The sequence below is a fragment of the Flavobacterium bizetiae genome (assembly GCF_024271895.1).
GTDB classification, from domain to species: domain Bacteria; phylum Bacteroidota; class Bacteroidia; order Flavobacteriales; family Flavobacteriaceae; genus Flavobacterium; species Flavobacterium bizetiae.
In genome coordinates, this window is record NZ_CP091861.1 from 1,773,713 (window position 1) to 1,790,184 (window position 16,472).

At 35.0% G+C, this 16,472-nt stretch carries 10 protein-coding genes; 3 read left to right on the forward strand and 7 right to left on the reverse strand.

Annotated features, from left to right (window positions below):
- Positions 1–77: 77 nt before the first annotated feature.
- Genes L0669_RS07875 through L0669_RS07900 form a run of 6 tightly spaced genes read right to left on the reverse strand, consistent with a single transcriptional unit; the run spans position 78 to position 6,508 of the window.
- Positions 78–1,079, reverse strand: a complete 1,002-nt coding sequence (locus tag L0669_RS07875) for a DUF3078 domain-containing protein (RefSeq protein WP_263762572.1) — start codon at positions 1,077–1,079, stop codon at positions 78–80.
- Between the two features lie 32 nt (positions 1,080–1,111).
- On the reverse strand, positions 1,112–2,899 hold the full coding sequence (locus tag L0669_RS07880; protein WP_263762574.1) for a 1-deoxy-D-xylulose-5-phosphate synthase: 1,788 nt from the start codon (positions 2,897–2,899) through the stop codon (positions 1,112–1,114).
- A 39-nt stretch (positions 2,900–2,938) separates the two neighbouring features.
- Entirely contained in the window at positions 2,939–3,883 is a 945-nt protein-coding gene (locus L0669_RS07885; protein ID WP_263762576.1) for an energy transducer TonB, read from the reverse strand.
- Positions 3,884–3,892: 9 nt separating this feature from the next.
- Complete coding sequence (locus L0669_RS07890; RefSeq protein WP_263762578.1) at positions 3,893–4,831, reverse strand: energy transducer TonB; 939 nt, start codon at positions 4,829–4,831, stop codon at positions 3,893–3,895.
- Positions 4,828–5,655 (reverse strand): energy transducer TonB, encoded by an 828-nt coding sequence (locus tag L0669_RS07895; RefSeq protein WP_263762580.1) that lies wholly within the window; start codon positions 5,653–5,655, stop codon positions 4,828–4,830. The genes L0669_RS07890 and L0669_RS07895 overlap by 4 nt, the downstream gene beginning before the upstream one ends.
- Position 5,656: 1 nt before the next feature.
- On the reverse strand, positions 5,657–6,508 hold the full coding sequence (locus L0669_RS07900) for an energy transducer TonB (RefSeq protein WP_263762582.1): 852 nt from the start codon (positions 6,506–6,508) through the stop codon (positions 5,657–5,659).
- Between the two features lie 53 nt (positions 6,509–6,561).
- On the opposite strand from L0669_RS07900, the gene L0669_RS07905 reads away from it, so the two are divergent.
- The 3 genes from L0669_RS07905 (at position 6,562) to pbpC (ending at position 15,466) form a co-directional block, all read left to right on the forward strand.
- On the forward strand, positions 6,562–7,005 hold the full coding sequence (locus L0669_RS07905) for a nucleoside deaminase (RefSeq protein WP_263762584.1): 444 nt from the start codon (positions 6,562–6,564) through the stop codon (positions 7,003–7,005).
- A gap of 296 nt (positions 7,006–7,301) precedes the next feature.
- Entirely contained in the window at positions 7,302–12,977 is a 5,676-nt protein-coding gene (locus L0669_RS07910) for an alpha-2-macroglobulin family protein (RefSeq protein WP_263762586.1), read from the forward strand.
- A gap of 113 nt (positions 12,978–13,090) precedes the next feature.
- Positions 13,091–15,466, forward strand: a complete 2,376-nt coding sequence (pbpC, locus tag L0669_RS07915; RefSeq protein ID WP_263762588.1) for a penicillin-binding protein 1C — start codon at positions 13,091–13,093, stop codon at positions 15,464–15,466.
- Positions 15,467–15,470: 4 nt separating this feature from the next.
- Here pbpC and L0669_RS07920 read toward each other — a convergent pair whose 3' ends face one another.
- A complete protein-coding gene (locus L0669_RS07920; RefSeq protein WP_263762590.1) occupies positions 15,471–16,298 on the reverse strand; it encodes a hypothetical protein in 828 nt (275 codons plus the stop codon).
- Between the last annotated feature and the right edge of the window lie 174 nt (positions 16,299–16,472).

Here is a 16,472-nt window from a genome sequence, read left to right on the forward strand (position 1 = left end):
TTTCCTCTTAGATATAAAAAAACACCCGATAGAAATTGTTTCTATCGGGTGTTTTTTTACTTAAAAGCGATACTGTTTTATTGAAAAGCGTATACAAGACCAACGCCTAAAACCTGTCTTAACTGAGCTCTTGGTCCGTCGTTTACCTGAGATGTAGATCCCGTGGCAGGGTCAACAACATCTTTTTTGGTTTTGATATCATCATCATATACTAAATGAATCCCGATATTCGCTTTTACATACGCATTTACAACAAGATCTAAGCGAGTATCATAATCGATATCGACATTCCCAAATTTGTTCAGATAATCGGTGTATAAGCTTAATCTGTTTTCGTAGAATATGTTTTTGTAGATTTCATTTTTCATATACCCAGTTAATAAAATACCAAACTCGGCTTTTACCTTCTGTCCGTTTTCAACTATAATCTGGCTGTTAGGATCCATCGGATCCGGCGCATAAATAGCTTTTTTAACACCAAAAGATCCCTGGTTCGCTAAATCCTGATCTAATACTAAAGTTGTTTTTAACGTAATTGGAGAGAAATAAAAAGTTCTGTTTTTCTTTTTATTTGAGTTTTCAGCTCCAGCTCCTAAAAATACATAAGCCGGTGCAAAAGGTTTCGAAATAGCTATATCCCTGTTTGGGTAATTATATCCATTTGTAAATTGCGTGTTGAAATTAAATTTAGCAGAATAGTACCAATTCGAAATCGTATCTTTTCTGAATCCGTAAGTAGAATTCAGCATAACAGCATCATCCGTTTTTCTAAGTTCAGTACCGTCTTGTTTATTTAAACCATATTTTATAATCAATTCGTTCGCCCATTTATGATTTCCTTTTATATAAGTTCTTCCAAATTCCCCTTTAAACAAACCTGAGATCGAACTTGTTCCCCCTGCGCTCCAGTTCACAAAAGCAATTTCAGAAATGTCAAACCCCAACTGATTTTTCTTAGTCCAATTAGATGGTGGCGGAGGCAGCTGATTAGGCGCTAAAGTCGTTTGAATGATTTGAGCAAAGTTATATGAGGTACACAAAAGCAATAAAAGCAAAAGGGTAGAACGCAATAATTTCATTATGAATTTAGTTTTTTAATAGTGCAAAATAATTATTTTGTCTCGTTTTCGAAAAGATTTACCAAACTTTTAACGTCTATTTTGCATAATTGTTGTAATTGATTAGCAGTTCCATGTTCAATAAACACATCAGGAACACCTAAAATTTCTATCTTATTTTTAAAATTATGTAATGCGGCAAACTCTAAAATGGCCGTTCCAAAACCTCCGTTTACAGTACCTTCTTCTATAGTTATAATCCTTTCAAAATTAGTAAAAATGCTATTTAAGGATTTGATATGTAATGGTTTAATGAATGGAAAGTCATAATGTGCAATTGTCTCAGAATTATTACATTCTTTAAGTGCTAAAATAACATTATTTCCAATAGTTCCGGTAGATAAAACCGCAGTTTTTGTTCCCGATTTTAATTGACTAGCCTGTCCTATAATAATTTTTTCATAATGTCCGAAATTTTCTACTTCCCAATTGGGTAAGACACCGCGACCTCTTGGATATCGAATCGCAATTGGATGATTTAATCCTAATTGAGCTGTATACAAAATGTTTTGCAACGCAATTTCGTTGATCGGGGCATAGATAATCATATTAGGAATTGCGCGCAAATAGGCAATATCAAAAACACCATGATGCGTTGCGCCATCTTCGCCAACCAAACCAGCTCTGTCTAAACAAAGAATAACAGGTAAATTTTGTAAAGCTACATCATGAATAACCTGATCATAAGCACGTTGTAAAAAAGTAGAATAAATAGTGCAATACACAATCATACCCTGAGTCGTCATTCCGGCAGCAAGTGTTACCGCATGTTGTTCGGCAATTCCCACATCAAAAGCGCGTTCCGGAATTTCATCCATCATGAACTTTAAAGAACTACCAGATGGCATTGCAGGCGTAATTCCGATAATTTTCTCATTTTTTCGGGCTAAATCTAAAACCGTCAATCCAAAAACATCCTGATATTTTGGAGGTAAATTATCTTCAGATTTTAAAATGATCTCTCCAGTCGAAGCATCAAATTTCCCGGGTGCATGATATTTTACCTGATTTTCTTCGGCTTGTTGCAAACCCTTACCTTTTGTGGTAACAATATGAAGGAATTTTGGTCCTTTTATATTTTTTAATCGGGTTAATTCTTTAATTAAAGTTGGAATGTCATGACCGTCAATTGGCCCCGAATAATCAAAATTCAGAGATTTGATCATGTTGTTCTTCTTCGGATTTTTTCCTTCTTTTACAGCAGTTAGGTATTTTTTTAGAGCACCAACGCTAGGGTCAATTCCAATAGCATTATCATTTAGAATCACCAGTAAATTGGCATCTGTAACACCGGCATGATTTAAACCTTCAAAAGCCATTCCTGAAGCAATCGAGGCATCGCCAATTACTGCAATATGCTGTTTGTCTAAATCGCCTTTTAATTGAGATGCAATTGCCATTCCGAGTGCGGCAGAAATAGAAGTGGAGGAATGCCCAACGCCAAAAGTATCGTAAATACTTTCGCTTCTTTTTGGGAAACCTGAAATGCCATCAATTTGCCTGTTGGTATGAAAAATTTCTCTTCTCTCAGTTAGGATTTTATGTCCATAAGCCTGATGTCCAACATCCCAAACCAATAAATCTTCAGGAGTATTAAAAACGTAGTGTAAAGCAATTGTCAATTCAATAACACCAAGACTAGCGCCCAAATGGCCTTCTTTTACAGAAACAACATCAATAATAAACTGACGCAATTCTTGCGCAATTTGAGGAAGTTGCGCTTCGGTTAATAAGCGTAAATCAGTTGGATTGTATATATTGGAAAGTAAGTTGCTTTTCATTGTAAGGTAAAAAGCAAATTTACGGTTTTAAATTTAAACTTATTGCTTTGAATTTTCAGAAGAGTCTTTTTCAAATGCTATTGGCATACTATATTTTGTTCTTGTTTTTTTTCCATTTTGTGTACCAGGTACCCAATTGGGTAATGTTTTTAAGGCGCGCGTTATTTCGGTTTTTATTTCTGGGTTTGTATTTTTTGAAAAATCAAAAGATGAAAGTGAACCATCTTTTTCTATTACAAACGAAACTATAATTCGATTATTTAAATTTTTAGTTTCTTCCGGTCGTTTAAATTCGTTTATAAATAATTGATAAAAATTATCAACTCCATTAGGGAAGCTTGGCATTGTTTCAATTGCCGCTCCCATAAAGTAAATTTCATTCTCTACTATAGAATCTTTAGCTATTTTATCTTTCCTTTTTGATAAAGATTCTTCATAAATAATCTCTGGGCAATTTATAGGGACTGGTTTTACAAGTTTTGCATTTTTAATTCTGGCTTTTCCCTTCACAAATTTAACCTGATCTATTTTTGGTGGAGGTGGAGGAGGTAAAAGAGGGGTGTTTGAATTACTAATTTTTGTATCACCAACAGAAATATGTTCTGTCGTAGGATCATTTTGAATAATTTCTACTTTGTCTATCTTTTTCTTATTTCCATCTTTATCAGCACAGCTAAATAAAGTCGTTCCCATAGCAATAAACAATGCCAGTAAAAACATTTTGTGATAATGTGTCTGTGTATAAAGAACGCGACTCGGGATTTGAATTGTTATCGTGTCTAACTGAGATTTTTTAAACCTTCCGCAAATATTGGTATTTTGATTTTGAATGAAAAAATGCTGTACTTCATCTGGTAACATGCTTGTGAAATCTACAACAGTTTTAGAACAACTTAAACAAAAACGCCCATTATCGCTTGGAGTCATTTTATTCCAGTCTTCATGGCAAGGTTTTGGAATTGTTATTTTAAAATTTCTTTCCATGATTAAAATCTAGTTTATTTGACTTATTTGGTTGTCATTTTCGTTAACACGATTAATTGAAACTATTTTCGAAAGTTTCCTTTTTCTTCTATCAGTATTCAGGCTATCTTTTTCTACAACAATATTCAATCTAATAAAAGTTGGAATTCCTTTTCCATCAGTTATTCCAGGGATCCATTTTTTAGATTCTTGTAAAACTCTAACCATTTCTTCTCCGGTTTCATAACCAATATTATCAAAAATCTTAATTTCATTTAAAGTTCCAGTCTTATTGATTACAAAAGAAACTTCAATTTCTCCCGTAATGCGTCTGGCTTTCTTAGGAATCTGAAATTCATTTTTAATAAACTCCGTAAATTTTTCAAACCCGCCCGGATAATCGGGAGCGAATGAAAGAAGTCCTGCACCCCCTAATGTGTAACCTGCTGAATTATAATCTCCTGATGTTCCAATACTCATTTCTGGGGGGAGGTTTACCGTTACTCCATACCTTCTATATTTAGATTTTTTAGGTAAAGATGATTTTTTGTTTAAACTGTCGTTTATTAATGGTTTATCATTAACAGTTGTTTTTGAAGAATCTTCAACAATTTCTATTTTATCAATTTTATTTATGTTTCCTTCTTTATCCTGACAACTAAATAAAGTTGTTCCCATAGCAATAAACAAAGCAAGTAAGAACATTTTATGATAATTCGTTTGTGTATACAAAACCTTAATTGGTATCTGAATGGTAATGGCTTCTAATTGTGAATTTTTAAATCTTCCGCAAATTTTCTCATTTTGATTTTGAATAAAAAAATGCTGAATTTCTTCTGGAAGCATCAAGCTAAAATCAATAACTGTTTTAGCACAATTCATACAAAAACGACCGTTTTCGTTTGGGATCATATTGTCCCAATTTTCCTGACAAGGTTCAGTAATCGTTATTTTGTATTTATTGTTCATTGCTTAATTGTAATGGGTAAAACGTAAGTTGATCGAACGATTTTGTTTTTTAATTTTCCAGGAATCCAATTTGGCGCCGTTTTTAAGACTCTAATAGCTTCTTCTTCTATTTCTTTCGGTGTGTTTTTAGCAATGTTGAAATTACTCAGACTCCCGTCTTTTTCGATAACAAATATAATAGAACATTTACCTTTAAATTCTTTGTCTGTTTTTGAAGTATTATAATTTTTGGTAAAAAAGGCAAGAAAATTTTCCATTCCTTTTTCCGGAACGGGTAAAACATCTAGATCAGTTGAATTATAAATAATGTCATAACTTAAAGGCTTTTCATGCATCATTATCATTCCAGTTGTAAAGCTGCCAACATGTTTTTCAGAATGTTTTTCTTTTTTAGATTCGATCTGATGACCGTAACACCAAGAAGTTGTTTCGCTTTCCTCTTGATTTTGAGCTGAATTATCTACAATCTCGATTTTATTAATTTTGTGTTTGTTTCCGTCCTTATCCTGACAACTAAACAATGTTGTTCCCATGGCGACAAACAAAGCCAATAAAAACATTTTATGATAATTGGTTTGTGTATATAAAACCCGACTTGGAATTTGGATGGTAATGGTTTCTAATTGCGAATTTTTAAATCTTCCGCAAATTCTTTTATTTTGATTTTGAATAAAAAAATGCTGAATTTCTTCAGGCAATAACGAACTAAAGTCAATAACCGTTTTAGAGCAGTTCATGCAAAAACGACCATTGTCCTGCGGAGTCATTTGGTCCCAGTTTTCGTGACAAGGTTCAGGAATCGTTATTTTAAATTTTCTATCCATATTATTGCTCAAGTGAAATGGGTAAAGCATACAATGTTCGAACAACATGATTGTCTAATTGGCCAGGAATCCATTTTGGGGCTATTTTTAAAACCCTGACAGCTTCTTCGCCAGTCCCGGATCCTGCATCTTTAATTATTTTGAAGGTACTCAGACTACCATCTTTTTCTATAATAAAGGTAATGTAAATTTTACCCGTAATTTTTTCTGTTTTATTGGGGTTAACGTAATTGTCATTAATAAAGCTATAAAAATTTTCAATTCCCTTTTCCGGAACGGGTGAGGTATCTAAACTTGCGGAATTAAAAATACCATCATAATCGACAGGGTCAGAAACTGAACTATGATCTACTGCAATTACTTCTCCTTTTGTAACATAAGATACCGCAGCAAAATTTGTTGAAGTTATTTTTGAAGGTTGCGATTTTTGGAGTAAAGAATCTTTAGCCGCTGGTAACTTTGTAGAATCTCTTCGGTTTCCGGTATCTTGAATAACTTCTATTTTATCAATTTTATGTTTGTTTCCATCTTTATTTTGACAACTAAATAATGTTGTTCCCATGGCGACAAACAAAGCCAATAAAAACATTTTATGATAACTGGTTTGTGCATATAAAACCCGACTTGGAATTTGAATGGTAATGGTTTCTAATTGCGAATTCTTAAATCTTCCGCAAATTCTTTTATTTTGATTTTGAATAAAAAAATGCTGAATTTCTTCAGGCAATAACGAACTAAAGTCAATAACCGTTTTAGAGCAGTTCAGACAAAAACGACCATTGTCCTGCGGAATCATTTCGTCCCAGTTTTCGTTACAAGGCTTAGGAATCGTTAATTTAAATTTTTGCTCCATATCTAAATTCAAATATAATAAAAATTAAAGTGTAAAGTTCTATTTTTGCAATTATGATAAATCCTTTTACCGACGAATATTTTATGAAAAAAGCTTTACAGGAAGCAGAAATGGCCTATGAAAAAGGCGAAATTCCTGTTGGAGCTGTAATTGTCGTTGCCGATAAAGTAATTGCAAGAAGTCATAATTTAACCGAATTGCTTAATGATGTTACGGCTCATGCCGAAATGCAGTCGATAACCGCAGCAGCAAATTTTCTGGGGGGTAAATATCTAAAAGATTGTACTTTGTATGTTACTCTCGAACCTTGCCAAATGTGTGCAGGTGCTTTGTACTGGAGTCAGATTTCGAAAATTGTTTTTGGCGCCCGAGATGAACAACGGGGTTTTATAACTATGGGAACAAAACTTCATCCTAAAACTACCGTGGTTTCAGGAGTTATGGCGAATGAAGCTGCAGATTTAATGAAAAGGTTTTTTATTGAAAGACGTAAATAATCTTATGAAAATGACTTCCTAGCCCTCCCGATAGTTATCGGGAGAAAGCGGCATCCTTTTTAGTGCTTCTTTAGCAGTAAAAAGATATAGTGGACAGCTGGAATATGCTCCTAAACACCTTTATAATAGTCTGAATACTTCAACAAAAGTTAAATAATCATTATTAGAGAATTTTCTTCTTAAAGCAATAGGAAAATATTTTATATTTATCTTACTTTAATTTGTAGTTTGATATTGTCGTTATAACGGTAAATCATGCTACATTTCTAATTTGCTAACCATTAACTCTAATAAAAGTGAAAGTAAAAGGATTAAGTCTCGTATTTTTTGTATTTTTTATTTTTCAGTCCTGCGGCAGAAAATCGGCGGCAGATTTCAATTCAGATTTTTCACTATTTAAAGAGTATATCACCAGTTTTACGGGTGGGATTGTTTCTTCGGATTCTGATATTCGTGTGGTTTTGGCTTTCGATAAAAACGACTGGAAACCCAATCAGGAATTAGATGACGATTTGTTTGATATTTCACCAAACGTTCGCGGAAAAATTGTAGCGCTTTCTACCAATACAATTGCATTTATTCCGGAGAAAAAACTCAAAGCAGGAACAGAATATCAGGTTACTTTAAACTTAGATAAACTGACTGCAATTCCGAAAGAAAAAGAAAAGGAGCTTTCTAAATTCAACTTTACGGTTAAAACGGTTAAACAGGATTTTACCATAAATACTGGCGATATTCAGTCGTACAGTAAAGAATATCAGTATTTAAATTGCGTTTTAAAAACAGCAGATAATATTGATCTTGAAACAGCTAAAAAATTAGTTGAAGCCAAACAAAAAGGCAATAATCTTAAAATTAAATTTGAGAAAACAACGGGTTCAGGTAAAGAATTCCGTTTTATAATCGACAGTATTCAACGTTATGCTGAAACATCAAATCTAGAAATTATATATGATGGAAATGATTTTGATATCGATCAGAAAGGACAAATCGATTTTCCTGTTACGAGCATCAACGAATTTAAAATTGTAAAAGTTGAGGTTCCGGATGGCAACAATCAATCGGTTTTAATTAATTTCTCTGAACCATTAGAAAAAGGTCAGGATTTTGCCGGATTGGTTTCTATTCAAAATACCAATAATTTGAAATTTTCTACTCAAGGAAATTTACTCAAGGTATATTTTACAAATGAAACGGCAGCCAGAAAAGAAAAGCCGGCACCAGTTGTAGAAGAAGTTGTTACCGCAACGGTAGATTCTGCAGCAGTTGCAGTAGATTCGGCATCTGTAGTGGTTGATACTGCTCAGGTTGAAGATATAGTAGAAGTTGTTCCTGAAGAAGAACCGGAACAAGTAATTACAGGGGAATTGCTTTTGGAGGTTTTCCAGGGAATTGAAAGCCAGTACGGCAAGAAAATGGAAGCCAACTATACAGAGAAAATCTCTTTTGATCAGATAAAACCAAGTGTTCGTTTTATTAAAAACGGAACAATCTTGCCAAGTTCAAATAATCTGAAATTGAATTTTGAGGCCGTAAACTTAAGCGCTGTTGATGTAAAAGTATATAAAATTTACAAAAACAATATTCTGCAGTTTCTTCAGTACAATGAATTGAATGGTGCGCAGAATCTCAAGAAAGTAGCGCAGCCAATTGCGAAAACGACTCTTAATTTAAAAGAAAGCACACTCGTAAATCTTACCAAATGGAATACGTATGCTTTAGATTTATCTAAAATTATCAAACCAGAGCCGGGAGCAATTTACAGAGTTGAATTTGAATATAAAAAGAAATATTCGCTTTATAAATGCGAAACATCAGACGGAGATCAGGAGGAAACAGAGGAAGAAGAAGTAGATGAAAATGACGTCAACTACAGCGGTAACTCTTACGACGATTATTACTATGATGATTACGACTGGAGAGAAAGTCAGGATCCGTGTACAGGATCGTATTATTATAATGCCAAAATTGCAACCAATATTCTGGCTTCAGATTTAGGCGTTATTGCCAAAAGAGGAGAAAATAAATCGTATTTATTTGCCGTAAATAATATCGTTACGACAGAACCAGTATCAAACGCAAGAGTTGATTTATATAATTTTCAACAACAAAAAATAGCATCGGAAGCGACAAGCAGCGAGGGAATTGCTTCTTTCCAATTGGATAAATTCGCTTATTTTGCGATTGTTACTTTGGGTGATCAGTCTACTTATGTGAAACTTGACGACGGACTTTCATTATCAGTTAGTAATTTTGATGTTGCCGGAGAGACTTTACAAAAAGGTTTAAAAGGATTTATTTACGGAGAAAGAGGCGTTTGGCGTCCAGGAGATAATTTGTATTTGTCTTTTATTTTAAATGATGCTTCGAATAAACTTCCAAAATCGCATCCAATTAAATTTAGACTGAATGATCCTAACGGAAAAACAGTTTATCAAACGGTTCAAAAAGCAAATGATTTAAATCACTATGCCTTTACGGTTCCTACCAATCAGGACGCGCCAACCGGAAATTGGGAAGCGATGGTAAGTGTAGGAGGAGCAAGATTCTATAAAAGCGTTAAAATAGAAACGATTAAACCAAATCGTTTAAAAATCAAAAATACGTTTACCAGAAAAACACTTTCATCATCATATCCAAATACAGATAATATAGAAGTAACCTGGCTTCACGGAGCAATTGCAAAGAACCTGAATGTAGAAATGCAGGCTAAGTTCTCGCAGCAGACTACGACTTTTAAAGGATATGAAAAATATACTTTTGATGATTTGGTTCGTCAGTTTAGTACCGAAGAAATCAATGTTTTTTCAGGAAAATTAAACGAAAGCGGAAAAGCATCTGTAAACATTCAGCCAAGATTGCAAGGTCAGGCGCCTGGAATGCTGCGTGCTTCGTTTATTACAAAAGTTTACGAAGAAGGCGGTGATTTTAGTACCGATGTTATTTCGACAACCTATTCGCCATACAAAACCTATGTTGGGCTAAAAGCACCTGAACCAAACAAATACAGTATGCTGGAAACCAGAACAGCAAATCGTTTTGATATTGTTACGGTTGATGAAAACGGAAGACCAAAAGCAGTTAGAAATCTGGAAGTAAAAGTCTTTAAAGTAGATTGGCGCTGGTGGTGGGATTCATCAAGTGATAATTTATCTAATTATAATTCTTCGAATGCTACAACTTCCTATAAAACTTTTATAGTTAATACGGATTCAAACGGAAAAGGAAGTATTCAATTTACGTTAACCGATGAAGAATGGGGACGTTACTTAATTAGGGTTTCAGATCAGCAAGATGGTCATGCCACGGCTTTAACCGTAAATATCGATTGGCCAATCTGGTCAGGAAAAACACGTAACAGAGATGCTTCTACAGCCAATATGCTAGTTTTCTCTACGGATAAGAAAAATTATGCTGTTGGAGAAAAAGCACAAATATCTTTCCCATCAAGTGAAGGTGGACGTGCTTTGATTTCGATAGAAAACGGTTCAAGAGTAGTGCAGACGCTTTGGGCAGAAACTAAAAATGGCGAGACAAAAGTCGAAGTTCCAATTACGGGAGCAATGGCGCCAAATGTTTATTTTAATATTACATTATTACAGCCTCACGCTTCGACCAAAAACGATTCGCCAATTCGTATGTACGGGATCGTACCAATTGAAGTAGTAGATAAAAATACCATTTTGGCACCAACTATTAATATGCCAGATGTCTTGAAACCAGAACAGCCATTTACGGTTAAAGTTGGCGAGAAATCAGGCAGAGAAATGACGTATACAATTGCGGTTGTTGATGAAGGACTTTTAGACTTAACCCGTTTTAAAACACCAAATGCATGGGATAGTTTTTATGTTCGTGAAGCTCTTGGAGTAAAAACCTGGGATGTTTACGATGATGTAATTGGCGCTTATGGCGGAAAAATAAACCAGATTTTCAGTATTGGTGGGGATCAGGATTTAGGCGGCGGAAAAGCTAAAAAAGCAAACCGTTTTAAACCGGTTGTATTGTATTACGGTCCGTTTAAATTAGGAAAAGGAGAAACGAAATCACATCAATTAAAATTACCAAAATACATTGGTTCGGTTAGGACGATGGTAGTTGCCGGAGATGCTGCAACAAGTGCTTACGGAAGCGTAGAAAAAGCCACTCAGGTTAAGAGCCCGTTAATGGTTTTGGCTTCGTTGCCAAGAAAAATTTCACCATCAGAAAAAGTGACACTTCCGGTGACTGTATTTGCTACTGAGAATAAGATTAAAAACGTTTCAATTCAGATAAAAACCAGTAACGGATTAAAAGTAGCTGGAAGTGCTGTTCAAACATTGAATTTTGCACAGCCAGATGAAAAAATGGCTTATTTCAATTTAGTTGTTGGCGCTGTAACCGGAATTGCAAAAGTGCAGGTTATCGCGACTTCGGGAAGTGAAAAATCGGTTTATGAGGTTGAAATCGATATGACCAATCCAAATCCGGTTACGAGTGCTTTTACTGATGTTATATTAGCTCCAAACAGCTCTAAAACACTTTCGTGGAAAACATTTGGAGTGGCTGGAAGTAATAAAGCCAGATTAGAAGTTTCGTCTATGCCATCAATGAATTTGAACGGAAGAATGCAATTTTTAATTCAGTATCCGCATGGATGTGTAGAGCAGACAACATCATCGGTTTTCCCGCAATTATTTTTAGGAGATGTTGCTGATATTGATGCTAAACGCAAAGAAATTATTCAAAAGAATATCACAGCCGGAATTGCAAGATTGGGTAATTTCCAGTTATCAAACGGAGGATTACCTTACTGGCAAGGAAATGCTATTGCAGATGATTGGGGAACTTCTTACGCTGGACATTTCTTAATTGAAGCAGAGAAAAAAGGATATGTACTGCCAATTAATTTCAAATCAAAATGGCTTTCGTATCAGCAAAAAGAAGCCAAACAATGGCGATTTGAACCAAAATATGGTAACGATCTGGCTCAGGCGTATAGATTATATACTTTGGCTTTAGCAGGAAATGCTGATTTATCTGCCATGAACCGACTTCGCGAAACAAAAGGTATTTCGAACGAAAGTAAACTTCGTTTGGCAGCTGCGTATGTTTTAGCCGGACAAAAATCGGCTGGGCAAAGTTTATTCCTAAAAACAAGTATTGACGGCGATTCAGACGGATACAATTATTACTATTATGGTTCAAGCGAAAGAAACAGAGCAATGGCGCTGGAAACAATGCTGCTTTTAGGACAAACGCAAAAAGCATTTGCAATGGCAACAAAATTAGCCAAAGAAATGTCTGCCAATCAATGGATGAGCACGCAGACAACTGCATATTGCTTGTATTCGATGTCGAAATTTGCCATCAGCAATGGTCCGAAAGGAATCAATATACAGTTTAGTAAAAATGGAAAAGGAGAAACAATAAACACTAGTAAATCGGTTGCAGATCGTAGTTTGTCTGTCGCTTCCGGAACAAATAGTATCACATTGAAAAATAATAAAGCGAATACAGTTTATGTTCGTGTATTGAATACCGGAATATTGCCAATAGGACAAGAAAATGCGGTTCAAAGTGATGTTTCGGCCAGTATTGTGTTCAAAGACAGAAAAGGAGGCATAATCAATGTTTCGAGAATTAGTCAGGGAACAGAATTTATTGCCGAAGTTACCATTAAAAACCAAAGAGGCGAAAGCGTTCAAAATGTGGCGTTATCTCAAATTCTGCCTTCCGGATTCGAAATTGTCAATACGCGTTTCACAGATTATGGGGATGCAGTAAATAACATCGCAGATTATATCGATATTCGAGACGATAGAACGAATTTCTACTTCGGAATGAAATCAAGAGAAACCAAAGTTTTCCGAATTCTGCTAAACGCATCTTATCTAGGGAATTATTATTTGCCTGGCTTACAATGTGAAGCGATGTATGATAATACATTCTTAGCCAGAACAAAAGGATTCTGGGTTGAAGTTGTGAAGTAAATTTATAGCCCACGGATTGTACGGATGAAACGGATTAACAAAGATACTTTTTAAATTACTCTGCGAAAACCCGTTTCATCCGTACAATCCGTGGGCTAAAACCTTTAAATACTTTGAAAAATAAACTTATAGCGTTTTTCCAACGCATTATAAACTGGATAAAAAGAAATAAAATAAAATCAGCAATTGCATTTGTGCTCTTGCTGATTTACTATTTTTCGATACCCCGAACTTTATTTAAAGAACCTTACTCGACGGTTATTGAAAGTAAAGAAGGAGAATTACTTGGAGCTAAAATTGCCCGCGACGGGCAGTGGCGTTTTCCAGCACAGGACAGCGTTCCGGATAAATTCAAAAAATGTATTGTTTATTTTGAAGACGAATACTTTTATAAACATCCGGGATTTAATCCGGTTGCCATGGTAAATGCTTTTAAACAAAACAGAAAAGCAGGAAAAGTGGTTAGGGGAGGAAGTACTTTAACCCAACAAGTAATCCGATTATCCCGAAAAGGAAAAAACAGAACCTATTTTGAAAAAATAATAGAAATTATTCTCGCAACCAGACTAGAGTTGGGTTATTCTAAAAATGAAATTCTCGAAATGTATGCAGCCCATGCGCCATTTGGAGGAAATGTTGTAGGGCTTGAAATGGCTTCATGGCGTTATTTTGGCGTGCAGTCCAATCAATTATCGTGGGCAGAAAATGCAGTTTTGGCGGTTTTGCCCAATGCACCAAGTTTAATTTACCCCGGAAAAAATCAGATAAAATTACTCAACAAACGCAATCAGCTTTTGCTAAAATTGCATAAAGAAGGAGTAATCGACAAGCAGACTTATGAGCTTTCGATAGAAGAACCTTTGCCTCAAAAACCGTATGATCTGCCGCAGATTGCACCGCATTTATTGCAGAGAACAGCCAAAAACGAAGAAGGAACCAGAGTAAAAACCACGATTGATTACGCACTGCAGAACAGAGTAAATCAAATCGCCAGGTATTATTACAATCAGTACAAACAGAATGAAGTTCATAATCTGGCTATTTTGGTAATTGATGTTCAGAATAGAAATGTAATGAGTTATGTTGGGAATGCTCCAACAGACAAAGATCATCAAAAAGATGTTGATATTATTGATGCGCCAAGAAGTACAGGAAGTATCTTAAAACCGCTTTTATACGGTGCAATGTTAGACGATGGCGAATTATTACCCAATACTTTAGTGGCCGATATTCCAACGCAGATTTCCGGATATACGCCTCAAAATTTCAATCTCACTTTTGATGGCGCGGTCCCTGCTCATAGAGCTTTGTCGCGTTCGTTGAATATTCCGGCGGTTTTAATGCTTCAGGAATTTACGGTAAACAAGTTTTATGAAGAACTGCAAAAATTTAAATTAAAGAACATTAATAAAACGCCGGATCATTATGGATTGTCACTTATTTTGGGCGGAGCCGAGAGTAATTTGTGGGATTTATGCCGAACCTACGCTAATTTATCTTCGACATTAAATTACTACTCTAAGCATCAGGATAAATATCGAACAAATGAGATTACAGAACTAAATTATAAAAATGATTTTAAGCCTGATTTTGGATCAGAAACAGACAAGAAGAGTATTTTGGGCGCGGGATCAATTTGGTTAACTTATAACGCAATGGAAGAAGTTAACAGGCCTGAAGGAGACGAAGCCTGGAAGTTTTATGACAGTTCCTTGAAAATTGCCTGGAAAACAGGAACAAGTTTCGGGAATAGAGATGCCTGGGCAATTGGAACAAATTCCAGATATGTTGTCGGTATTTGGGTTGGAAATGCAACTGGAGAAGGAAGACCAACTTTAACCGGAGTTACCAGCGCCGCGCCAATTTTATTCGACGTTTTTAATTTACTGCCAAGACAAAGATGGTTTGATACGCCTTATAAAGATCTGGCCGAAGTTGAGGTTTGCCGTTTAAGTGGTTATTTAGCAAAAGAAAACTGTCCAAAAATCAAACAATGGGTTTCTAAAAAAGGAAAATCGACAAAGGTTTGCCCGTATCACAGAACGATTCATTTAGATAAAACAGAACAATTTCAGGTAAACAGCAGCTGCGAAAGTGTAGAAAATATTGTAACAAAAAACTGGTTTGTACTGCCTCCTGTAATGGCGTGGTATTACAAAAGTCAGCACATCGAATATCTGCCTTTACCACCATTTAAAGAAGGCTGCGAAGGAACGCAAACCACTACAATGGATTTTATTTATCCAAAAGCAAACAGCAAAATTTACCTGACTAAGAATTTTAACAGCGAAGTACAGCCCGTAATTTTAAAAGTAGCGTATTCTGAAAGAGATAAAGAATTATTCTGGTATGTTGATGATGTGTATAAAGCCACGACCAAAACGTTTCATGAATTGCCCATTACGCCAACAGCTGGAATACATTATATTACGGTTATTGATGCTTCCGGGAATGAAATTAGACGCAGAATTGAGATTGTAAGAGAATAATAGATTAATATTTGAAATTTAAACGGAGATTCTTATTATCAGTGAATCTAATAGTGGCTCCAAATGTGAAGCCTTTTATTACTGGAATATTTTCCTGATTGAATGGAACAGAATAACCAATTCCCAAATCCATGATGCTTAATAATGAGAGACCGGCAATCGCGTAGGCGTTTCTGTGTGAGCCTCCAACTTTTGCAAAAAGCCATTTCTCGGAGAGATTATAAGAAAAATGAAAATCTGGCAAGCCATAAGTTTTGTCATCGTAGCGCATAATTCCATATCCTAAACCAAGAAGCAGTTTATTATCATTTTGGCAATCTAAGCAAAATTCCAGACCAGCTGTATATTGACTTTTTAATGCAATTGAATATGAGGTATAAAAAGCCGGGCTCAGGTCTACAGATTCTTTACTGAAAGAGTTTCGTTCAGTGGGAAATTTAACGGGTCCCATTAGTTTTTTGCGATATTCGCGTGGAGAGGTATTTTTAGATTGAATAAGATGACCATCTTCGCTATACCATTTTGCTTCACCTATCGAGGAGTATTCATTCAGGCTATATTTACCGGTTAAATATCCTTGAAACTGTAACTGATTGTTTTTTATGTAGTAATCTTTAACGGGGAAAATTTGAGAAGGAATAACGTAGTCGTTTTTCTTTGAAGTATAATTTAAAGCATCTTCTGTTTTAATTTCTTTATCAGAAATTCTATAATAAACAGCAAGTTCTTTTTTTGATTCTCTGTTCCAGTGCTTGTCAAAAAAAATAGTGTCATTTTGGGCTGTTATTTTAGAAGAAAATAAAAAAGCAAAGATGAGAAAATGTAAAACCATCTTTTTTTGATTCAGGAAGCAAAGTATCGGGTTTGTTGACATGTATTTCTTGAATTGGTAGTTAATAAATCATTGTAAACCTAGTTAAATACCTTTTTCATCCTGGTAATGAAAAGTTTTTTTTGTGCCGTTATAGGACGAAAAACAAATTTGAAATTTAATTTAAAAGCACAA

Coding starts and splice junctions, on each gene's coding strand:
- L0669_RS07885 (WP_263762576.1), bottom strand. CDS start 3,883: ATGGAAAGAAATTTTAAAATAACAATTCCAAAACCTTGCCATGAAGAC.
- L0669_RS07900 (WP_263762582.1), bottom strand. CDS start 6,508: ATGGAGCAAAAATTTAAATTAACGATTCCTAAGCCTTGTAACGAAAAC.
- L0669_RS07895 (WP_263762580.1), bottom strand. CDS start 5,655: ATGGATAGAAAATTTAAAATAACGATTCCTGAACCTTGTCACGAAAAC.
- L0669_RS07905 (WP_263762584.1), top strand. CDS start 6,562: ATGATAAATCCTTTTACCGACGAATATTTTATGAAAAAAGCTTTACAG.
- L0669_RS07890 (WP_263762578.1), bottom strand. CDS start 4,831: ATGAACAATAAATACAAAATAACGATTACTGAACCTTGTCAGGAAAAT.
- L0669_RS07875 (WP_263762572.1), bottom strand. CDS start 1,079: ATGAAATTATTGCGTTCTACCCTTTTGCTTTTATTGCTTTTGTGTACC.
- L0669_RS07880 (WP_263762574.1), bottom strand. CDS start 2,899: ATGAAAAGCAACTTACTTTCCAATATATACAATCCAACTGATTTACGC.
- L0669_RS07920 (WP_263762590.1), bottom strand. CDS start 16,298: ATGGTTTTACATTTTCTCATCTTTGCTTTTTTATTTTCTTCTAAAATA.